General features: G+C 30.9%; 18 protein-coding genes. 3 read left to right on the forward strand and 15 right to left on the reverse strand.

Translation table 11 applies throughout. The annotated features are described in order from the left end of the window. The first annotated feature begins 21 nt into the window (after positions 1-21). Positions 22-849: an aminotransferase class IV gene (locus tag ABNT22_RS07950; RefSeq protein ID WP_348718912.1), complete on the forward strand. Its 828-nt coding sequence runs from the start codon at positions 22-24 to the stop codon at positions 847-849. Here ABNT22_RS07950 and ABNT22_RS07955 read toward each other — a convergent pair. The 10 genes from ABNT22_RS07955 to ABNT22_RS08000 form a co-directional block, all read right to left on the reverse strand. Further along, the gene (locus ABNT22_RS07955) at positions 846-1403 is read right to left on the reverse strand and encodes a YqgE/AlgH family protein (RefSeq protein WP_348718910.1); all 558 of its coding nucleotides are present in this window, start codon (positions 1401-1403) and stop codon (positions 846-848) included. The genes ABNT22_RS07950 and ABNT22_RS07955 overlap by 4 nt on opposite strands. A gap of 90 nt (positions 1404-1493) precedes the next feature. Beyond that, positions 1494-2243: a LytTR family DNA-binding domain-containing protein gene (locus ABNT22_RS07960; protein WP_348718908.1), complete on the reverse strand. Its 750-nt coding sequence runs from the start codon at positions 2241-2243 to the stop codon at positions 1494-1496. Then, a complete protein-coding gene (locus tag ABNT22_RS07965) occupies positions 2243-3085 on the reverse strand; it encodes a metallophosphoesterase (RefSeq protein ID WP_348718907.1) in 843 nt (280 codons plus the stop codon). The genes ABNT22_RS07960 and ABNT22_RS07965 overlap by 1 nt, the downstream gene beginning before the upstream one ends. A gap of 5 nt (positions 3086-3090) precedes the next feature. Next, positions 3091-5082, reverse strand: a complete 1992-nt coding sequence (locus ABNT22_RS07970; RefSeq protein ID WP_348718906.1) for a histidine kinase — start codon at positions 5080-5082, stop codon at positions 3091-3093. A 73-nt stretch (positions 5083-5155) separates the two neighbouring features. Continuing rightward, complete coding sequence (locus ABNT22_RS07975) at positions 5156-6250, reverse strand: hypothetical protein (RefSeq protein WP_348718905.1); 1095 nt, start codon at positions 6248-6250, stop codon at positions 5156-5158. A gap of 31 nt (positions 6251-6281) precedes the next feature. Next, complete coding sequence (locus ABNT22_RS07980) at positions 6282-6497, reverse strand: hypothetical protein (protein ID WP_348718903.1); 216 nt, start codon at positions 6495-6497, stop codon at positions 6282-6284. Positions 6498-6995: 498 nt separating this feature from the next. Then, positions 6996-9152, reverse strand: a complete 2157-nt coding sequence (locus ABNT22_RS07985) for a PepSY domain-containing protein (RefSeq protein ID WP_348718901.1) — start codon at positions 9150-9152, stop codon at positions 6996-6998. Between the two features lie 10 nt (positions 9153-9162). After that, a complete protein-coding gene (locus tag ABNT22_RS07990; RefSeq protein ID WP_412766900.1) occupies positions 9163-9594 on the reverse strand; it encodes a DUF2271 domain-containing protein in 432 nt (143 codons plus the stop codon). A gap of 47 nt (positions 9595-9641) precedes the next feature. Beyond that, positions 9642-11132, reverse strand: a complete 1491-nt coding sequence (locus ABNT22_RS07995) for an ankyrin repeat domain-containing protein (RefSeq protein WP_348718899.1) — start codon at positions 11130-11132, stop codon at positions 9642-9644. A gap of 6 nt (positions 11133-11138) precedes the next feature. Further along, a complete protein-coding gene (locus ABNT22_RS08000) occupies positions 11139-12044 on the reverse strand; it encodes a DUF6607 family protein (RefSeq protein WP_348718898.1) in 906 nt (301 codons plus the stop codon). 101 nt (positions 12045-12145) lie between these two features. Between ABNT22_RS08000 and ABNT22_RS08005 the strand changes: the two genes are divergently transcribed. Beyond that, positions 12146-14248, forward strand: a complete 2103-nt coding sequence (locus ABNT22_RS08005) for a TonB-dependent receptor (protein WP_348718897.1) — start codon at positions 12146-12148, stop codon at positions 14246-14248. Positions 14249-14274: 26 nt separating this feature from the next. Beyond that, on the forward strand, positions 14275-14892 hold the full coding sequence (locus tag ABNT22_RS08010) for an HmuY family protein (RefSeq protein WP_348718896.1): 618 nt from the start codon (positions 14275-14277) through the stop codon (positions 14890-14892). A gap of 76 nt (positions 14893-14968) precedes the next feature. Here ABNT22_RS08010 and uvrA read toward each other — a convergent pair whose 3' ends face one another. The 5 genes from uvrA to ABNT22_RS08035 form a co-directional block, all read right to left on the reverse strand. After that, positions 14969-17755 (reverse strand): excinuclease ABC subunit UvrA, encoded by a 2787-nt coding sequence (gene uvrA / locus ABNT22_RS08015; protein ID WP_348718894.1) that lies wholly within the window; start codon positions 17753-17755, stop codon positions 14969-14971. A 140-nt stretch (positions 17756-17895) separates the two neighbouring features. Beyond that, the gene (locus ABNT22_RS08020) at positions 17896-18960 is read right to left on the reverse strand and encodes a linear amide C-N hydrolase (protein ID WP_348718893.1); all 1065 of its coding nucleotides are present in this window, start codon (positions 18958-18960) and stop codon (positions 17896-17898) included. A 37-nt stretch (positions 18961-18997) separates the two neighbouring features. Beyond that, positions 18998-20134, reverse strand: a complete 1137-nt coding sequence (locus ABNT22_RS08025) for a hypothetical protein (protein ID WP_348718892.1) — start codon at positions 20132-20134, stop codon at positions 18998-19000. Positions 20135-20430: 296 nt separating this feature from the next. Then, complete coding sequence (locus tag ABNT22_RS08030; RefSeq protein WP_348718891.1) at positions 20431-22194, reverse strand: FAD-dependent oxidoreductase; 1764 nt, start codon at positions 22192-22194, stop codon at positions 20431-20433. 320 nt (positions 22195-22514) lie between these two features. Then, the gene (locus ABNT22_RS08035) at positions 22515-23261 is read right to left on the reverse strand and encodes a response regulator transcription factor (RefSeq protein WP_348718889.1); all 747 of its coding nucleotides are present in this window, start codon (positions 23259-23261) and stop codon (positions 22515-22517) included. Position 23262: the final 1 nt, after the last annotated feature.

Raw genomic sequence — 23262 nt, forward strand, 5'->3', positions numbered from 1 at the left:
TTGCTTTCAAATTTTTTTAGAATGGTAAATTTTAATGGAAGCATAATTTCAGAGAACGAATTGCAATTTTCGCATGAGAATAGAGCCTTTAAATATGGTGATGCTATTTTTGAAACAGTAAAGATTGTAAATAATAAAGTAGTTTTTTGGGAAGATCATTATTTTCGATTGATGGCATCAATGCGTATGCTGAGAATGAAGATTCCTATGGAATTTACTTTAGAGTACTTAGAAAGTCAAATTTTAAAGGTACTTGAGACGAAAGAAGGAAGTACTTTTAGAGCGCGATTAACAGTTTTTAGAAAAGATGGAGGGTTGTATACTCCAAAAACAAATGAAGTAGACTTTTTAATTGATGTTAAAGCGATAGAGGTATCTGTTAAAGAATCTTATAGAGTTGACTTATTCAAAGACTTTTATAATTATAGTGGTTTAATGTCAACTGTAAAAACAACCAACAGAATGCTGAATACCATTGCAGCAGTTTTTGCGGAAGAAAATGACTTGGATAATTGTATTTTGTTAAATGAGCGCAAAGGAGTTGTTGAAGTTACCAATGGAAACATATTTATTGTAAAAGGTACTACGATAAAAACACCAGCGTTAACAGAAGGATGTATTAAAGGAGTTGCACGAAAGAAGGTTATTGAGATTTTAGAGAAGCATCCAGAATATACAATAGAACAAACGGTAATATCTCCTTTCGAGGTTCAAAAAGCAGATGAAGTTTTTATAACAAATGTTATTTCAGGTGTACAGATTGTAACGAATTATAGAAAGAAAGAATTTGCTACAGAAATAGGTCAGAAAATTGGTAAAAGCCTACAGGTAAAAATGATTACAGGTTAGTTAAGCTGAACATCACTCGGGGCATTTGCCCATATTTTATATTTACCACCCCTTTGTAACAGTTTGTTTTTCCACAAAGATTCATTTTCAATGGAAAATATATTTTCATAATCGTTTTTAGAAACAAACCAAGAAGCCGTGTTCAATTCTTTTTCTAATTGATTACTTTCCCATCCAGAATACCCTAAAAAGAATCTGATCTCATTAGCGTCAATTTTATGCTCATTTAGTAAATCTTGAAGTAAGGTAAAATTACCTCCCCAATAAATACCATCTGATACTTCTATGCTATTTGGTAATTTCTCAGGAGCACTATGAATAAAATACAAATTATCCTGCTCTACAGGACCACCATTATAAACTTTAAAATTACAGTCTATTTCAGGAATCAAATCACTTAAAACATAGTTGGTAGGTCTATTCATAATAAAGCCAACAGAACTATTTTTAGAATGTTCAGTCAAATATATAATAGTACGCTTAAAAGAACTGTCATTAAGAATTGACGGCTCAGCAATTAGTAAACGACCTTTTTGAGGTTTTAATGCAACCATGTATGCTTGTTTAGTTTTACTAATATAAATAAAATTTTAATAAAAAATTAACAAACTATATAACAATAATTAAAAATTAGGGTTTTTCTCTTACAATAATTTAAGGGCTTCAGTTACTTCGTTTCGTTTACGAACAGATACCGGAACAGTTACTTTGTTGTTTAACAGTAAGTAACCTCCATCAGACTTTATGTATTCTTTTACATAGTGAAGATTCACTAAGTGACTTTGGTGCACACGTAAAAATTGATAGTCTTTAAGCATATCAGCAAAGTATTTAAGTGTTTTACCTACTAAAATCTTTTGTCCGTTGCTCATATAAAACTCTGTATAGTTATTATCAGCCTTGCATCTTACAATAAGATCTAGTTCTACAACTACTATTTTATCAGAAGTATGTAAAGATATTTTTTTAGGACGGGTGTTCGGTTGAGAAATTGATTGTTGTAAAACAGATAGCTGTTCTTTGTCGGGTTGTATTTGACTTTTAGCTTTTTCAATAGCGTTGCTTAAATCGTCATTTGAATAAGGTTTTAATACGTAATCAATAGCTGCGAACTTAAAAGCTTTGATGGCGTATTCATCACTAGCCGTTACAAAAATAATCTTAGAAGATAAGTCTGGATGGATTTCTAAAACATCAAAACCAGTACCATCACCAAGCATAATATCTAGAAACAAAATATCTGGTTGTTGCTTACGTAATAATTTCGATGCTTCTACAACACTTTTGGCAGTACCAATAATTTCAATGTCTTGATGATTGTTTGTAATATCTTGTTGCAACATATCTAGAGCTGCACTCATATCATCTACTAAAATTGCAGTGAGTTTATTCATTATGCTTTGGTTAATTCAAAAATTGTTATCTCAGGCCTTACGTTAAATCGTACTTGCCATAAATGTCCTAATGCTCTGTTAATATACAAAGTTCTGTCATTTTCTAATGCTATTTTACCTGAAGTATACTTTTTGTTCTTTACAGGTATCATAAAAGGAGGGAGAAAAGGAGCTTTGCATTGTCCTCCATGGGTGTGTCCAGATAAAATCCAACCTTTGTAGTTATTCCACACATCTAAATCGCATACGTCTGGGTTATGGCATAAAACAATACTAGCACTATTAGGACTGTAGTTTTGCATTGCTTTTCGAGGATTGAAATTTAATCCCCAGTAATCATCAAATCCAATAAAATTTAAACCATTTATTTCATATTGCTCATTACTTAAAACGGTAATTCCTGACTTTTTTAATAAGTTGGTTATTCCAGAGGCTACATTTTGTTCCGCCCAATTTTTACCATAGTCATGATTTCCCAAAATACCCAAAGTTCCTAATGTGCCTTTTACGCTATGTTGTAAAACTTCTTGAAGTTGTGTTAATTGAGTTTCATCTTCATAAGAAACATAATCGCCAGTGTATACAACAAAATCTGGTTTGTGTTTTTGAGCTTCTGTAAAAGCATCAATAATGTATTGATAGTTAAACCTATTTCCAACATGAATATCACTTATTTGCATTAGTTTTTTACCAATAAGATTATCGGGGAGATTTTTTATAGGCATTTTAAGTTGTACATATTCTAACCAAAAAGGTTCTATTTTCCACGCATACAATCCCGTTAGTATTCCGAGGCCTAAAGTTCCCAAAAATGATCTTTTTATAAATTTTCTTCTTTTCATAGATTTTAGAAATCTGTTTTTAAGGGTATTTTAAACCAAACCTTGGTGCCTTTTACGGTGTTTTTCTCTTTTAGTTCGCTAATGGTAAAACTGTGTGATCCAGATAAATTTTCTATACGTTCTTTAGTTACTTTAATTGCAAGAGAATGGTGTTTTTTATGTCCCTTAGTTTTTTGAGATTCATAGTAGCCAACACCATTATCAATAATTGTACAATAGAGAAATTGATTAAATACAGAGAATTCCAAAGTAATATGTCCTTGTGCACGGTTTTTCAGTCCATGTTTAATACTATTCTCAATAAAAGGTTGCATTAACATTGGAGGAACTAAAATTTCTTCAATGTCAATGTTTAGGTTTTGCTCTATAGAAAAACTGAATGAATCATTGTTTAATTGCTGTTCTAGCTCAACATAGTTTTGTAGTGTGTTTACTTCATCCTGTAAACTTATTTCTTCCAGTCTTGAGTTTTGAAGAATAGCACGTAATAAACTTGAAAATTTACTAATGGTATTATTCAATTCTAATGTTTTACCTGCATTTCCAAGTGCTTTTATTCCATTCAATACATTAAAAATGAAATGAGGATTCATTTGTAATTGTAAAGCTTTCTGTTCGAGAGAAAGTAAATGATTTTCTAATTGTAGTTTTTCAATTTTGGCTCTGTCTTTAGCTTTTATTTTTCTTATTCGTTTATAAATAAAGAAACCTATTAAAAGAAAGATTATGCTGGAAGCAATCCATTGAAACCAAATCTTTTCATAAATGGGTTTATCAATAAAAAACTGAAAAGAAATAGGGTTACTAACCTTGTTATTTATTTTCGATTCAACAAGAAAAGTATACTTTCCTGAAGATAGATTTGCAAAATTTACAGAGTTTTTTAAACCCCATGGACTTGTTTGGTCATTTAATTTATATCGATATTGTACATGCTTTGGTTTTTCAATATCTACTGTTTTAAAAGTAAATGATAAGTGATTCTTATTGGGGGGCAATTGAAATTCTTTGGTGTAATTATTAATATTTATACTATCAATTGATTTATACACAACTTGAATGTCTTCAAAGGCAATAATAGGGTTTTGGGTATTGTAAGTTCCAGGGTTCCGATATTTAAAAACTCCTTTATTATCAGTAGCAATCCATACATTTTGATGAGTATCTACAAAAAGTTTGTTGATTTTGTTGGTTGGAATTGAACCATTGTACTTATTTAACTTGTTGCTAAAACTAAAGTCAGTATTTAGTTTTTCTATACCGTCGTTAAAAGTACTAATCCAAATATTCGATTGGGTATATGCGATAGAGCTGATGTATTTTGGAGTATCAGTTAGTTGAATAACTTTATTATCAAAAAGTACCACTCCATTGGTGTGGGTAGCTGCAACTACTTTACGATCTTTAATTATTAATTGTGATGTAGTATTGTTGGTAATTTTATCTACTAGTTTTGGAGCATTTAAATTGTCAACTTTCCATAAGGCTTTATTAGTAGCCACCCAAAAATAGGTACCATCAAATTGAATGTCATTTATCTCAGATAAGTCTAAGCTATCATGTATTTTCAATCGACCTAAATAATCTTCCTTTAATGTGTATATTCCTAAAGAAGTTCCTACAAAGACTTCATTATTGTGGGCTATAATAGCATGAATGCTTTTACATTCAAAATTGATAAATTGATTCCCTTTTTTTATAGAAAGTCCTTTGTCTGTACCAATGTAAAGTTTTTGATTTTTTGCATATACTTTCTGAATCTTATTGGAAATTAAGCCGTTCTCTTTTTTTAATGAGGTAAATGTTTTCCCATCAAACTGGGCAAGTCCTTTATGGGTTGCAAACCATAGGTAGCCAATGGAGTCTTGTGTGATGTCTTTTATACTATTACTAGGTAAATCATTGGTAGAGGTATAATGAACAAGAGAATTTTGTGCAGCTATTGTTGCTGTACATAGAATAAAAAGTACCGTTAAAATCTTTTTAAAAGCAATCATAATAAACAAACTTAATAGAAAAAAGTAACTGTTCAAACTAAACAGTTACTTTTAGTAGACAATTAACATTACTTTATTTCATTGCATATAGACGTTTGTTTTGTGTATCAGGTTTTACATGTTCTAAGTTACCATATGGTTTTGTTAAAGGTTTTAATACACATAACACTGTTGTTTTTCCTTTGATGATAAGTTTACTATCTTTAATTCTATATGACCATCTAAATTTGTCAATAGGTATTTGTAATTTATTTATTTTAGTAACTAAATCTGGGTCTGCTTCAATCCAATCCATTAACTCTTCTTGATTGATAAATGATGGGATTTCATTGTCTGAGTTATGGTAATCAAATTCCCATTTAATTGGTACTATAAATTGTTTTGTATATGGCTCACCAACATAGCGTTCTCTTTCATTAGTTAAAGCTGAAAACCATTCTATTTCTCTTTCATCAGGGTATTTCCTAGCAATCTCTTTAGATAAATCTACTTTACCTGGAGAGTGTGCTGTTGGGTAAAATACATAGTATGGTTTAGCTAAATAATGTTCTGCGAATTCTCCACCAAATACATTGTAGAAAGGTGATGATATGACCTGTGGTACCTCTTCACTTATAAATGTACTTTTTAAAGCTTCCATTAACTCAATGTCACTACCTAAAGCATTTGAATGAAATACAATTTTAGTATTATTATTAACTGTATTGTTTAATTTTGGTAGACTACCTAAAGCTAAGCTTTTACTTAAAGATTCATGTGTAACACGAGCTCCCTTAACAACAGTTTCTAATTCAAGTCCTTTCCAAGGATTACTATAATTAACAATATGAACTTCACCATATGGATTTTTAGTAGCGTTACCATTCATCCAGTTAATAATTTCCTCTAATGAATAGGCTTCATTAATAATTTGATAATCTTTTGCTGAAAAATAAGCACGAGCACTATCATAGAAATGCTGATCGTTTTCATCATATCCAGCAATAAAGACAATGGGTTTTCTTGCTTTTTTAACATCCAATTTTAAAACTTCTTCTTTTTTTGCAATTGTTCCCACTTCTTGTGCTGCTTTTGGGGTAGTTGTTTTCGTATTGTTGCAGCTAGTAAATACTCCGATAAGTAGCAGTAATCCCATTACTGTGCCTACTTTTAAAATGTTTTGATTCATAGACTTAGAATTTTAAAGGTTAATATTAAGTTTATTGTTGTAGAATAATAGTTACATCTTTTTCTAAAGAAACAGTATTTGAAAGTTTGTTTAGTATGTGAGGTAAGTTTCGATCGTTAACCCACATACCATTTTCTTCTTTTTGTACAGAGGAAATGTATCCGTTTGTATTTACTTGTAATTTTAAGCTGTTGTATTTGCTTAAATATAATTTTAGAATAGATGAATAATTATTATTTGACCACATGTTTATTTGTTTTATATGATCAAAAGTAGGGTAGGAATACAATGTTGTTTTGAGCTAATTAGAATTCGTTGATTCTAAATTAGAATTCGTCGATTGATTTATAGATATGGGAAGTTCGATGAATGTGGGTAAATAGAAGTAGAAAAGAAAATAGCTGGAAGTTAAACAATGCAACTACCAGCTATTTAAAAATTTAAGGGATGCGATTATAGTAAAATACAACCACCCCAAGCATAGCATCTACATGGCTCTCTTAAGACGTGTCCGTTAGGTAGGGTAAGACAGCATCTCGATGGACCACATTGTTGCCAACCTGCTCCCCCGTTTATAGATTTTTGCTCTGATTTGTTTAAAGTTGTTCCTAAGTTTGAAATGTTTTTTAACATGTTTGGTTGTTTAAATTTCTTAAAATTAATTAGTTATGTTTTATTTTTAGAAAAAAAAACCATAAAAAAAGTAAGGAAAAACCGTAAAATTTGTGTCGTTTTTATTGAAGCATCAGTAACAGTCTGTTTTTATTTGATTTCTTTTATGAAAAGTAGTCAATCGCGTATTTAATTTTTCTAAAGTAATTTGATTTAAAACTATTAAAACACTTTTCATCATTGCAATAGATCCACAAATCATAATTGTGCCATCATTTTGTAGCACTGAAGAAACTAGGTCTTTTTGATTGGCGACAAGATCTTGAACATATTCTTTGTTGTTTTTTTGAGAATAGGCAACATGGATGTTATTGTTTTGTAAATAAGCATCGTATAGTTTTAGTGACTCTTTTGTTCTTCCGCCCCAAAAAAGATGTGTTTTTGTAGTGGTATTTAACATTCCTAAAAACGGAGCAATCCCTGTTCCGTTAGCAATTAAAATAAGCTCTTTTGATTTTTTAGGGAAATGAAAATCTTTGTTTTTTTCAATTACTGCCTTTATGCTTTCTTGTTCCTCTAATTTAAAAAGAAGGTTAGAGCAGATTCCTAATTCATGTTTTTTTATGCTTAGTAAAATATCATTTTCTATTTTTCCAATCGAATACAAACGTTTTATGTTGTCTTCTTTAGGCGTAATAGCGAGCAGATCTCCTGAAGAGAAGTTCAACTTTTTAGTTGGCTGTAATCTTAGCAAAAAGGAATCATCTATGTTTAAAGGTGTTTTATGAATCACTTTGAAGTTTTGCTGCTTTTTTCGTTTACCTAATTTTTGTTGTACTTCTAAAGAAAAGGAATGTGTATTAGTAAACTCTATAACCCAAGACTTAAAATCTGTAAAGCTTTGATTGTGAATTTTTTTCAAAGGAAGTGCTCTGGAGAAGTTATTGTTTTCTCTTAATTTATTATCAATTTCAATGGCAAAATGGCAAAATTTTCTATAGGCTTTTGACCCAAAACCAACCACAGAGAACAACAAAGAATTTTCTTGTTGAATTGTATCAATTAATTTCAAAAAATTAGTGCCGTTACTAGGAGCTTCACCTTCACCATAGGTTGAGGTTAACAGAATTAAATGTTTTGCTTTTTTGTAGGTAGTATAGTTGTTTAATACATCTATAAATACAGTTTTATTTTTTTTGATAAATGCATCGTACAATGCTTCAGCAAAACTAAAGGTACTGCCTGATTCAGAACCCACAAGAATAATAAATTCAGCGTCCTTTTTGTGATACTTATTTTTTGGGAGTTTACTTTTTTTACGTCTTTTAAGTGTTATTGCAAAACCAGAGTAGATAAAGAATAAAATTACAAAGCATGATGTTAAAAGTACTAAAGACCATACTATGGTACCTCGACCAGTATGTAATATCAAACTCCAATTAGAAATGATTTTATACCATGAAAGTTGTTGGTTACTGATAATAGCTCCCGAATATTGATGTACTAGTATTTCTTTAGTTTTTAGTTTAAGAAAAAAATAATCTTCTTCATCTTCAGAAAATGGAAACTCTAAACTATGGAGTTCACTAAGTTTGGTTTTTTGAAAAAGATTAAAATCCTGAATAGGTTTCTTTACATAACTTTCTGTATTGGAACCGTATTGATGATTGATTTTTGTTTTAGGTAATACAGAAAATTTTTCTAATGATAAATATACTCCAGTAAGTGTAATTATAACAATAGGAATTAAGAAGAAACGCCCTAAAATAACGTGATAAAATTGTTTAAAATCCTCCTTTACTACTTTTGTAAAGAATTGAATAATTCCACCTTGCCTTTTTATGAGTAATAAAGTACCGGTAACTGTTATAAGAAAGAGTAAAAAAGAGAAAAAACCGACTAAAATTCTACCCGTAGACTTCAAGAATAAAGAGCGATGCAGATTAGTTGCAAATTTGTAAATAGGAGCTCTTGAAGCAGTGTTTTGAATTTTTTTACCTGTTTTAGGGTTAACATAAAATGTTTCATTTTTACCATCTTTAGTAATTACAGATGTTGTGACATAGTTGTTCTCATCTACTTCTAACATAACTACTTCCTCATATTCTTTTTGCAAAGAAGTTAAGGTTTCTGATAAAGTGATGTTACTTGTATTTATAGCGTAGGGTTGCAACTGGTTTGAAATTGGTTCAAACGCTAAGATGATTCCTGTTAAAGAGGCAATAAGTATAAAAATAAAAGAAGATATAGCCAGCGTAAGATGGCTATATCTCCATATTGAAATTGTCATTTTTACAGATTTATTGTGGTATTAAGCGAATATAACGGATAAATCCTTTACCTTTAACTTTACTCTTTACACTTTCTGAAGTTAACTCGAATTGAACATCATCTGCATAGTACTCTTGGTCTTCTACCGCAGTTTCAAATCGAATTTTATATCCTTTATCAATTTTATCATTTGGAATTTCAATAAGACTAATAGCTCTATTTCCTCCACTAATAGTTGCCCCAGTTATAGCATCAATATCAGAGCGAACTTTTCCTTGAAACTTCCACCATTCATCAATATCATGATACCATTCTTCATCATCACCTTGAACGTACAATGTTTGTTCATATGCTCCTTCAGGATTTAAAAGAGAAATTACAATATATGCACCCTCACCTTCATAATTTGTCATCTGAATCATACATTTATATGTTGTTTTTTCAGATGTAGTAAAAGCCATTACTCCACATAGAATTAATAAGACGGCTATAATTTTTTTCATATTTCTTACTTTAAAAAGCTAATATCGGTATTTTTTAATGCTTCATTTTCCTTTGCTAAATCATATAAACTTTCATCAAAGTCTGTTTTAATATTCGTATTAGCACCTTGAGCAATTAAATACTTAATAACCTTATTGTTTTTTCCTGTCATTACAGCTTGTTGTAATGCCGTTAACCCTTTATTGTTTTTAGCATTGATATCAATTTTATAATTCTTCACAAAGTTAAGCATTGGAATACTCTGTTTTTCTACAGCTAAATGAAATAAAGTACTTCCGTCTTTTTGCGGAGTCTCTACTTTTAAACCTTTATTCGATAAAATATTAAGTTTTTTCTTGAAAGTTTCTTCGTTTTTAGGATTGTATGTTTTAAACAAATAATATCCTAAATGATTACCTTTATTGTCTTTAACTGTAACATCAGCACCTTTATTAACTAAAAAGGTTACAACTTCTGGAGTATTTCTAAGAGCGAATGTTAAAGCAGACTTACCATCTTTATTGATATGGTTTATATTTTTAGTTTTATTAGCAATCAGCTTAATAACATCAATAGAATTTCTTCCAGAAGCATTTAAAAGAGGTGAATTTCCTTTACTATCTGGTTGATTTACATTTACACCTTTATCAATGAAGTATTGTAGTGTTGCAATATCTTTGTTTCCATACGATAGGTTGTGTAAAGGGGTTTTACCTTCTTTGTTAGTAATGTTAGGTGAAATACCTAATCCTTCTAAATATTTAAAATACTCTAAAGAGTTATAACCTCTTCGAGAGCCTTTAGTAGCAAAAAGCATGGCATTGCCACCATTTTTATTAATGTTTTTATATGGAACTCCTTTTTTAATCAATAACTCTAACATTATTCTATTGTCTTTTTGAGCTACGTAATTAAATACTCCATTACCATGGTTATCAGTGTCATTTATATGAAGACCTTTGTTTATAAAATACTCTACCATTACGAAGTCTTTCAGATTTGGAATTATCAATAATAATGGATTGGCTCCTTTTGGAGTTTTTTCTGTCAAAACATTTGCTCCGTTATCAATAAGCAAATCGTATAGTTTTGGGTTTTCTACTCCAGCAACAGCTGCAAAGTTTAATAAAGAATATCCTTTGTCATCAATAACATCTGTTTTAGCCTTGTTAGCTAGTAAATGTTTAACAATCTGCATATTGTTTTTGTAGGCTGCCCAAAAAATATAGGTCCTACCATCATGAGTAAGCTTATTAACATCATTGCCTTCTTTGGTTAGTAGATGTTTAATAACTTTTTGATCTGCATTTTCCAGTAAAGCATAAGTAATGGCATCAAAACCCCATCTATTTAACTGAGTAGCACTATTACCTTCTTTAATTTTTTGTTCTACTATTTCTATGGTAGGGTTAGTTTTCCAAAAATCTCTTTGTAAGAAAATATTAGAATTTTGAGAAATAATTGATGAGCTTACAGTAAGTAAGCTCATCAATAAAAATGTTTTTAAGAAATTCATATTGGATTATTTTTTAACGAAAGATTCGATGATTGCATCAATTTCTTCTTCTTTGTTATATCCATCTTTTTTAAACAAGTACTTGAATAACTGCTTGTTTTTTACTTTTGCTTCTAATGAAAGCTGTTGGTTTCTACCATATACTTCATCCCATTTATTTCTTACTAATTGCCATTTAGCTTGGTTTTTCTTCCACCAATCTTGAGCAGCTTGACAACGAGCATCAGGAACTCTTTTGTAAGTATTGTACCCTTTTTCGTTGGCTAAAATAAAATCTTGTTCTCCAGATTTTCTTACAACTTTTTGATTGTCTTGGTCATGTACCCAACCGTAATCAGTAATTTCATGGCGATTTCCCCTTACAGTAACATTATAGTCACTTCTTTTTGTATATTCTCTTCTAGGTAATGGAGCGTCTGTTGTGTTTTCCCAATAGCTTTTTCCATCAACATGTACCCAAGTAGCAGAACCTTCATAACGAGGACTATCATCTACTTGATAAACTTTTTGAGTCCATTGTTTTTTGACTGCTGCTTTTGGCTTTTTAACAAATAACCAATTATTATCTCCATTAAACATATAGAAGTCTTGGTTTTGATATACCCAATCTTGTCGCCAATGTTTTACAATATGTGGACTAGCTGGATTACCAACTTGTAATAAATGTTGAATTGATATTTTATTTTTATCGTCTTCAATTAATTGTGCCCACTCCAAACCTCTAGAAACCTTATTCTTTGATGGTTTATAAGTGCTGTCTTTTGAGTGGTTAAAAGTTTCTGCAAAGTTGAAAGTAACTTCGAAGCAACCGCACATTTTTTTTATGGCTTCTCTGTCTTTAGTCTTCTTACTTTGAGCATTTAGAGTAAACGCTGAAAAAAGAACCAAACCTCCTAAAAATATTTTTTTCATTATATCTATATATTTTATGTTTTGAAAATTTTTGACAAAAATATAAATTTTATTTAGACTGATTTAAAATAAGTGTATATATTTGCCGAAAATTATTAAGAATGTTTCTAAATAGAGTTTTAGTTTTTAGTTTTTTGTTTGCAAGTGTTGCGATGTTTTCTCAAGAGGAACAAAAGAAAGACACTATAAAAGTGAATGATTTAGATGAAGTTGTAGTTACTGCTACAAGGACTAAAAGACAATTATCTTCTTTACCAATGCCAGTTACTTTAATATCAAAAAAGCAATTGCAACAATCGGGTTCAGTTAGATTGAGAGATATCTTGTTAGAACAAATTGGTATTGTAATGGTATCTGACTTCGGTAACTCTGAAGGGGTTCATTTACAGGGAGTTGCTGCAGACTATACATTAGTATTAATTGATGGGGTGCCGGTAGTTGGAAGAACAGCAGGAAACATTGATTTACGAAGATTAACAGTTAATAATATAAAGCAAATAGAAATAGTAAAGGGTCCCTCATCGTCTTTATATGGTTCTGAAGCTTTAGGTGGTGTAATCAATATTATAACTGAAAATCCAAAACGAAATAGTTTTAAGGGTTCGTTACAGCTTTTTACTAGAGAAGGAGCAAGAAATGAACTAGATATTAATGCGAATGTTGTAACGAAAAAGGAAAAAGTGAGTGTTGTGGCTGGCGTTAACTTGAATTCTAGCAAGGGATTTGATTTATCGCCAGATAACACTAGTTCAGTTACGGCTTATCCGCATCAGAATTTTACAGGAAACTTACAAGTAGGATATGATTTTTCTGATAAGTTCAAGACATTGGTTTCAGGTAGATTTTATCAACAAGAGCAAAACACACCGACATCAGATAATACACAAACTGATTGGAATATTAATACGAGGCTTACACATCAAATTTCTGATGTATGGGAAGTTGAATATTTATTCTACGGAACTCGTTTTAAAACAGAAAGTCTTTTTAACGGAGATGAAGCTATATTTAATAGAAGTTTATGGAGGCCAGAAATTAAAGCAAAGGTGTCTTTAGGAGATAAAAGTACCATAATAGCAGGTGTAGGAGCAAACTTTGATGCTTTAGATCGAAGTGCTTTTGATGGAGAGAAAAGATACGAAGCCCAATATGTGTTTGGACAATATGATTTTAATCCCATTAAAAATGTAAATGTTGTATTAGGAGCAAGGTTTGATAGTCATAATAAGTATCAATCAGCATTTTCTCCAAAACTATCAGCAAGTTATAAGGTTAATGATTGGATTACTACAAAAGGTTCTGTTGGGTATGGTTTTAAAGCTCCAGATTTTCGTCAGTTGTATTATAATTTTAGAAATACAGCCGGTGGGTATGCTGTTTTTGGAACACAAACAATACATGAGTTTTTTGCAGGAGAAGTTGGACTTAACCATATAGAGAGAGAATTAAAACCTGAAAGTTCTATAGGATATAATTTTGGTTTTCAATTAAAACCACTATCAAATTTAAAATTGAATATCAATTTGTTTAGAAATGATATTCAAGATTTAATAGACACTTTTGATGTTAACTTTTATTTAATAAATGATGTAAAGGTCGCTGAGCTAAATCCTCAAACAGCCGGGTTAGGAGATAATACTAGACTTTTTTCTTACCGAAATATAAATGAAGTATATACGCAAGGAGTAGAAGTAGAGGTTGATTATAGAATTAATCAGAACTTTAGATTATTAGCAGGGTACCAATTTTTAGACACCGGTGATAAAGAACAAGAAGCTAAGATAAAGGAAGGAACAGTTTTCTTTGATCATAGTAATGGAGGAGAAGGAAGAATAACACTTTCAAATTATTTTGGATTGCCGAATAGATCTACGCATTCTGCAAATGCCAAGCTTTTTTATGAAAATTTTGAGCATAGATTTTCGGCAAATATTAGAGCCTTATACCGAAGTAAATATGCTTTGTCAGATACTAATAATAGTCAAGGAATTATTGATAATTTCGATGAGTTTGTTGATAGTAACGTACAAATAAACACTGCTATAGAAAAAGAATTATTCAGTCTATTAAAAGTTCAATTTGGTATAGACAATTTATTTAATGAGAGAGGGACTTCCAATGCAAATAACCCAGCTTTTCAAAACAATGATGCTGTTTTATTATTAGGAAGAACCTTCTACGGACGTGTAATTATTAATTTTTAAATATAAATTTCAAAATAGGAAACAAAATGAAAAAAATAATTTTATTAATGGCAGCGGTATCTACTTTAGTTTTTACTTCATGTAGTGATAGTGATGGAGAAGTTTCGCAACCGGTACAAGCAGTAACGATAACTGATTTTTATGCTCCTCAAAATGCTGATTATACAGTGACTCCTCCAGTAATTTCAGGAGACTTTGCTAAATTTAGTTTTAAAGAGGGTAAAAAGGTAACTGGAGACAATTGGGATATTGCTATTAGAGGAACTAGAATTTTAGTTAACGGAGGAAGTGTAATTGGTTTAACCGATGAACCAGCTAGAACAGGAAGTGCTTCTTTAGCTGTAGTAAGCAACACTTTTGCTGAAGTAAAAACGGCTCCAGCTGATAGTGAATTTAAGCAAGATGCAGCCGGTGTTTACGCGTTACCTCATGGTTCTGGAAATGGATGGTATACCTATGCTGGTGGTGTAGTTACTCGAATTGCTGGAAAGGTTTTTGTTGTGAAAACAATTGATGGGAACTATGCTAAAATGAGCATTAAGAGTTACTATAAAAATGATGATTCATCAAATATTGCGAATGCAAGATATTATAGATTCGAATACGTTTATAACCCAAACGTAGGAGACAAGAGTTTTCAATAGAATATATTGAATTTTGTTAGTTTTTGTTACATTTGAGAATCGTTGAAGCAGCAATGTTTTGGCGATTCTTTTTTTATTACAACTTCTCAGCTAAATAAGAAGCGGTATAAGATTCTTTATTTTTAGCTAATTCCTCTGGGGTTCCTGTAAAAATTAAATTACCTCCATTTTTTCCACCTTCTGCACCCAAGTCAATAATATAATCTGCACATTTTATCAGTTCAATATTATGTTCAATTACAATAATAGAATGGCCTTTTTCTATTAAGGCATTAAAAGAGGCTAATAGCTTTTTGATATCATGAAAATGTAATCCAGTAGTAGGTTCGTCAAAAATAAATAGAGCCTTATCTTTTGTATTACCTTTAATTAAGAATGAAGCCAGCTTAATACGTTGTGCTTCACCTCCAGATAGGGTAGAAGATGACTGCCCTAATTGTACATAACCTAAACCAACATCTTGTAAAGGTTTTAGTTTTGAGGCTACTTTTTTCTGATCGTATTTCATAAAGAAATCAACCGCATCATCAATTGTTAAATTAAGAATATCATCAATATTCTTACCTTCAAAATTAACTTCTAAAACTTCTTTTTTAAATCGTTTACCATTACATGTTTCACATTTTAAATGAACATCTGCCATGAACTGCATTTCAATCGTAACTTCTCCTTCACCTTTACAAACCTCACAACGACCTCCATCTACATTGAAAGAAAAATGTTTAGGTTGGTAGTTTCTTATTTTAGATAGTTTTTGATTGGATAACAACTTTCTAATATCATCATAGGCTTTGATATAAGTAACAGGGTTAGAACGTGAAGAACGCCCTATAGGGTTTTGATCAATAAATTCAACATGCTTTAAGGTTTCAAAACTACCTTTTACATCAGTATGTTGTCCTATTTTATTTCCGTATCCTATCAATTGTTTTTGCATGGCAGGATAAAGAATTTTTTTAACCAATGTACTTTTTCCACTTCCTGATACTCCCGTAATAACGGTTAAATTATTTAAAGGAAAAGATACATCAATGTTTTTAAGATTATTTTCTCTTGCACCTACAATATCAATGGTGTTTTTAGAGTTTCTTCGTTGGTTTGGAACTTCAATTTTTAAATCTTCAGATAGGTATTTTGCTGTAAGCGTATCTGATTTCATAATGTCTTTAAAAGTTCCTTCAGCAACAACATTTCCCCCATAAGTACCTGCTTCTGGACCAATATCAATAATATAATCTGCCTCTTTCATGATATCTTCATCATGTTCAACAACAATCACAGTATTTCCTAGATCGCGAAGGTTTTTTAAAACATTAATTAGACGTTCTGTATCTTTCGGGTGTAACCCAATACTTGGTTCATCTAAAATGTACATAGACCCTACTAATGAACTACCTAAAGATGTAGCTAAGTTAATACGTTGACTTTCTCCTCCAGAGAGTGTATTAGAGGTTCTATTTAATGTTAAATAACTTAATCCAACATCTTGTAAAAATTGTAATCGATTATTAATCTCAGTTAACAAACGTTTTCCAATTTTTTCTTCATATTTATTCAGTTGAATCCCGTTAAAGAAATCGGCTAGTTCATCTAAAGGCATGGTCACCAAATCAGAGATTACTTTACCATATACCTGAACGTAATCAGCTTCTTTACGAAGACGTTTTCCATTACAGTCGGTACATTTGGTTTTTCCTCTATAACGAGAAAGCATTACTCTGTTTTGAATCTTATAGCTTTTTTCTTCTAATTTTTTAAATAAGTGATTGATTCCTTTAAATTTCTTAGTTCCATTCCAAACCAATTCTTGTTGTTCTTGAGTTAATTCGAACCAAGGTTTATGAATTGATATTCCGAATTCTTCAGCATTTAAAATTAAATCGTTCTTATATTTTTTATAAGAATCTGTTTTAAAAGGGAAAATAGCATTTTCATAAATAGATAACCCAGTGTTTGGAATGACTAAGTCTTCATCAATTCCAATAACACTCCCGTACCCTTCACAAGTTGGACAAGCACCATAAGGATTATTAAAACTAAATAAATGTGTATTAGGTTCTAAAAAACTAATGCCATCCAGTTCAAATTTATTACTAAATTCTGTAGTCGAATTATCCGTTAAGTTTTCAATAAAGCAAATTCCTTTACCTTCAAAAAAAGCAGTTTGAATGGCATCTGCTAAACGATTGTAAAAATCTTCTTCTTCTTTTACAACAATTCGATCAACAACTAACAAAAGTTCATTTCCTTTAAATTCCCCAATAGGAAATTCATCAATTCTATAAACAGTATCGTTGTATTTTAAACGAGCGTATCCCTGTTGAGTAAGTACTTGAAGAACCGTTTTAAGATCTCTATTTTTGTTAATAGCTATTGGAGCTAACAACAACATTTTTGTGCGTTCTTCAAAGGCTTTTACATGATTGATAACGTCAGTTACCGTATGTTTTTTTACTTCTTTACCAGAAATTGGAGAATAGGTTTTACCAATTCGTGCAAAAAGTAATTTAATATAATCATAAATTTCTGTTGAGGTACCTACAGTAGATCTTGGGTTGGTAGAGTTTACTTTTTGTTCAATAGCAATTGCAGGAGCAATCCCTTTAATATAGTCAACTTTAGGCTTATGTAATTTTCCTAAAAATTGACGTGCATAGGAAGATAAACTTTCTACATATCTTCGTTGTCCTTCTGCATATAAGGTATCAAAAGCTAATGAAGATTTTCCAGATCCAGAAAGCCCAGTAATAACCACTAATTTATTTCGAGGTATGACTACATCAATATCTTTTAAATTATGGAGTTTAGCTCCTTTAATAATGATGTTTTCTTTAGGGTTTACAGTAGAAATGTCTTTTTTCATTTGCTTAAAAAATAAGCAGTAAAAGTACAATTTTCTGAGTTAGGAATAAAATAAGAGAATCTTGAAATTTAAATAATAAAAGAGCTCTTCATTAAGAGCTCTTTTCCATATATCTCATATGATGGTTACAAGTAAATTAACTAAACTAATACAGCTTTAGATATAAATGGATCGGTCGCTTCCTTAAAGTTTTTGTTTTGTAAGCCGGTTAATTCATGGTTAATAAATACATTGTCTTTTTCTGAAACAACAATCAAATTAGAAACATTAGAAGGAAACAAATTAATTTGTTTTAAATCAACTTGGATACTACTCATTGTTCTTGCGTTTGTAAAGTAGTATGTAAGTTCATTATGACTTGAAATAGAAGTCCATAAAGTTTGTGCGATGTTTGGATAGTCATCTAATGTTGATTTGAAATTTACAGGAACAGAAGCATTCATTACTACCGATTGAGATTGTGTTAAAGAATCTTCGGTGCTTTTAGCTTCGTACAAATGATTTAAATAATAAGAAGCTCTTGCAAACCTATCAGAAGGAAAAGGACCTCCTGGTAGCGTATTACTAGGAAAATTATTTTCATTATTCCATTGCCATCTCCAAAATTGGTTTAATTCAATTTGTTTGGCATACGATGGTTCATTGGTCATAACCCTGAAATTCTCATTATCATAAATGATGAACTCTCCATTATGGACTTCGATGATAGCAGATTTTCCAAGTATATCAGATACAGATAAATGTAGCGATGCTTCTTTTGTTGATCCGGGAACAATACCTCCAATTAATTGAATTTGAGTAGGAGCGTCTTTACTAAAAGCGTCTTTTACCTCTTGAACAGAACAGCAAGTGTCTAATACAAATTGTACCCATCTTAAAACATCTAGGTTTTTGCATGAACTTCCATCTGCTCTATGATAGGTAGCATTACTATCATATAATAGATTTGCAACCAATCCTTCAGAGTTTATTCCGTCGGATGCACCAAATGGAGCTTCAGTTCCCACCATGGTAACAACACTATTATATCTAGGAATCCAGGTTAAAGAATGTTCATTTTCAGATGCTGTTCCTGATTTAATAGTATCCTCTTTAGAGTCTACTTTAAAAGCAAAAATAGTAGTTGGCATTTGAGTAGCCCAGTCCATATTTCTAGCTGTGGTCAAATATCTTTTATTGTAATTGTTGAATACTCTAGTACACATGATTATTTGTTTTTATGATGATTAAAATAGTTTGCTTCTAAGTCAAAGAAGTATCTGTAATTGTAGCAAGAATTAGTCCCTGTTGTCCATGTTTACTATTAATAGCAGCAGTTAATTCATGGTTATTACTTGTTTGCGAAACATATTCTTTACGTTTGTCATATAAACGATCATTTAGGCTTTTAATAGAAGTACTATCATCATCAAGTAGTTCAATATTTGTTCCGTTCGAAGCAGAATATGGTACTGCAAATTGATGCGCAAAGCTTAAAGGGTGTTTTTTAGAATCATTCGTAAAAACTATAGTTCCTTCGGTACCATAATATCCTAAACCGAGAGAGGTGTTTTTACTAGCAACATAAGTTCCAGCAAAGACCATATATTCAAATTCATCGGTATCTGAAATATCTTGACGCTTCATAATTTGAACATCTGGTGAAGACAGTAATATTCCATCATGATCGGCCATGAATTCATCTAATTTACCATGCTTTAAGTATAAATCAGAATCTTTCGCATTGTGGTTTTCCCAGTTTTTAACTATGAAATTATGATCGGTTCCATTAATAACCATGCCTGATATGATAGATGGTCTAAGACCTATAGCCCAAATAACTCCACCAATAATTGCACTTGAAACATAATTGATAAATTTTCCTGGAACAGCTTCTATTCCTTTTATAATTGAACCAATTAAAGGAATTTCATCAAGTAAAGCATTTGCTGTAGTTAGAGAAGCAATGTTACTAATGTTAAAAAGTCCTGCTCCTTCAATGTTTTTAGCCATTGCTTTTTTTGAAGATTGTTGAACTAGTTGGGAAAAATGATCTCCCTGATCTTTGTAGTATTGTTCAATTTCTTTGCCTTTATAACCAGCTAAGGTTTTTAAGTTTGCCATTGGCATAGATAAGTTAACAGATGTCATTACTGGATCACTGCCATCTGAAAGTAATTCGGTAAATCCAATATTTTTGTTTCTTCGGTCTATTCCAGATATTAATTCTTGAGTAGCACGTTTTTTAATTTGAAGGTAGTCTTCATCATTTGAAGATAAAATAGAAATCAAATCAATATCAAAAGCTTTTTCTAATTCAGAGATTTTTTTATAACCCCATGCTTCTAATCCATAATTTCTATATGTTTCCGTAGTAATTTCTTGTGTTAATTGTTCCATTGTTATAAGTAGTTAATTTCTTACTCATCAGGCTTTTCAGATTCCGCCTCGTTTTTTATTGTAGTTTCTGAACTCTACGTTTGGTTAATTTGAAAACTTAGATAGCGCTACAGTTGTTTTCTGATATGAAATTACTTTCAAATCAGTTACATTCTGAGATAGATGTTGCGAAACGGAGATTTTATGTTGTGAAACCGTTTTTTACGTTTTTAAAAACGACCAGCAGAAATACTATTAACTAAAGATGAACAACAGGTGCTTAATAAAAATCCCCTTCGTATGAAGAGGATTTTTATTTATATAATTGTTTTTCTAGTTCTAAAATGATTAAATGGATCTTTAGAGTATTTTTCTTTAACCCTAATAAGTTCCTCATAATTTTGAGCAAAATAGGTTTTTGTAGGAATGGAACTGTCTTTAAAACTTATAAAAGCACCAGAAGTGTTAGGAATATCAAAGTCTCTACAAACTTCAATCCAATCTAAAGCTCTGTTGGTATAATCATATAATGTATTGTCTTGGAAGTTTTTTATTTTTTCTTCGATATACTTTTTCATTTCGGGATCCATATTAGCATCTAAAGCTTCCCACCAACATTGATATTGAATAGTATATTGCTTATCGTTATAAGGAAAAGCACTTTCAGTTTCAGGATTGTTTTTATAAAAGTAACCTGTAATAGCTCCTAGTGTAATATAAGAAGTGATGGTGTTTTTTCTATTATGTTCGTTTAATAGAGGAGAGCATAAACTTTCAATTAACTTTTGATGTCCTTTTTTTCCTAAACCTACTTGATCAACCAATCTTGAAGTTATTTTATGCGGAGCTGGAAGATCTAAATCTGGTTGTAAAGGAGTACCGGTTAATAGATGATTATCCAATAAAGCCGCTCTAATTTCATTAAAAGATTCTCTATCCCAAGAACTCATTAAGTTTTCTCCGTAATTACTTTTGTGTTTAAAGTCCGCTCCTGTTGCTGGCTCAATACAAAGCATTTCTTCTGATACGGTAAGTATTCCTTTAAAGTTTTCGTTAACAAATGCTCTTAAGCTATCTTCATTACCTTCCCAATAACCGTTAAACTGACAATTAAGATTGAGGGTTTTATAAGGAACTGGAGTATTTTGATCCCAAGATCTTGCACTCATTTTAAGGTTAGTTCCTATGAGTTGAGGTGAATTGTTAGGTTGAATAAGCTCTTCCCATTTTTCTAATACATAAAGTGCAGGAACATTTCCTACAATTTCATCGGGGTTTGTTATGCTATATGGATTCCAAACAATGTTAAAGCGATGTAATACTTTTGGTAATTCAAATGTTGCAATTTGAAATTCAGTTACAATACCATAACTCATTCCACCACCACCTCTAAGTGCCCAAAGTAAATCATGTCTTCCAGAGCTTTCAGAAATTAAACGTATTATTTCGCCTTCTTTATTTAGCTCATATGTTCTATGAATAGAGCCTTCTTGTTCTATTTTTTGAATAGTACCATCTCCTAAAATAATAGTAGCACCGACTAACCTTTCACAACACATACCGTATTTTCGGGTCCAAGGTCCCCAGCCACCCCCCATGGTGAATCCAGCAATACCAACTGTGGCACAAGTACCGTGAGGTATCATTACATCTTTATCGGCTAATTGAGATGTTAAATCTTTAAAGCGAATACCAGGCTGTATATGAGCAATTGTATCTATTACTTGAACCTTATTCATTTTTGAAACATCTATCAATACAACATTAGTTCCTGTACATTCACCTTCATGATCATGTCCTCCAGCCCTTACGCGAAAAGGGAGTTTATTGTTTTTAGCAGCATTAAAGGTTTCATATACGTCAGATAAGCTCATGCAATACACAATAACAAAGGGGTTGAACTGTAGTCTTCTGTTAAAAATTTGACTGTTTTGGTAATGTTGATAAACATTGTCTAAGCTTCCCCAGTTGGTAGAAACTTGCTCTTTTGAAATAGAGGAATTATCTAATTCTATTAAAAAGTTGTCTATGTTTTTTTTTAGTAATTTATTAATGTTGTCTTGAATTGTGGGGGTTTCCATAATAAAATAGTTTTAAGTTAAAGATTAAAAATATTGACTAGTTAAATATGACTTAGAAAGTATTCTCTAAGCGATTAATTTTTGAATATATAATGGGATAAAAGCAGTATAAGAGAGAAATTTGTCTGTTTAAAAAGAAGTTAAATAAAATCTTTTGATAGATCTTCTCTTATTAGTAATTATCATTATTCTGATGTGAAATTAGCTTCAAACTAGTTACATTATAAGTTAGATGATGTAAAACGGAGATTTTATGTTGTGAAATTGGAATTTTGTTACCAAGTACTTTAAGGTAGCTTTTTGAGACAAAAAAATAGAGTTTACTTTAAAATGGAAAAACTCTTAATAATGTTCTTGTATTTGTCACTAAAAGAAATATGATGATTGTTTTTTAATAATAAAAGGCTTTCCGAAACCATAATTTCTTCTATGGCATGAATGTTTACAATATATTTTCTATGTACCTGTTGAAATTGCTCTTTGTTTAAATAGGTATGTATCTTGCTAAGTGATATTTGAATAACAAATTTTTCATGAGAGGTTATAATGTTACAATATCGATTCTCAACTTCTATAAATATGATATCTTGTAGCTTGACCTTTTTAAGTGTGTTTCTCTTTTTAATGAATAAATATTCATGAGCGATTACTGTATCTTCAGTGTTACTAGCAAAAACATTGATTTGATTGTAAAATTTTTCAATGGCCATTTCTATGGCATATATTAACTCTAGTTCGTTAAAAGGCTTCAATAAAAATCGGAAGGGATTTGTGAGTTTTGCTCTTTCAAATATTTGTCGATCTTTAGATGAAGTTAAGAAAAGAAATGGTTTTCTAGCGTTTGGAATGGTAGAAATAGTTTCCGCAAAATTGATTCCTTCTGGGTTTTCCCCTAGAAAGATATCGATGATTATTAAATCTATATTGAATTGATAAAATTGAGTAATAGCTTCTTTATAATTTTTGGCGGTACCTACAACCTTATAATTATAACGTTCTAAAATTTCTGTAATATCATCTGCAAATTCTTGCTGATCTTCTATGATAAGAATGTTTAGTTTTTCCATT

The sequence above is a fragment of the Tenacibaculum sp. 190130A14a genome (assembly GCF_964048965.1).
Lineage (GTDB): Bacteria > Bacteroidota > Bacteroidia > Flavobacteriales > Flavobacteriaceae > Polaribacter > Polaribacter polynesiense.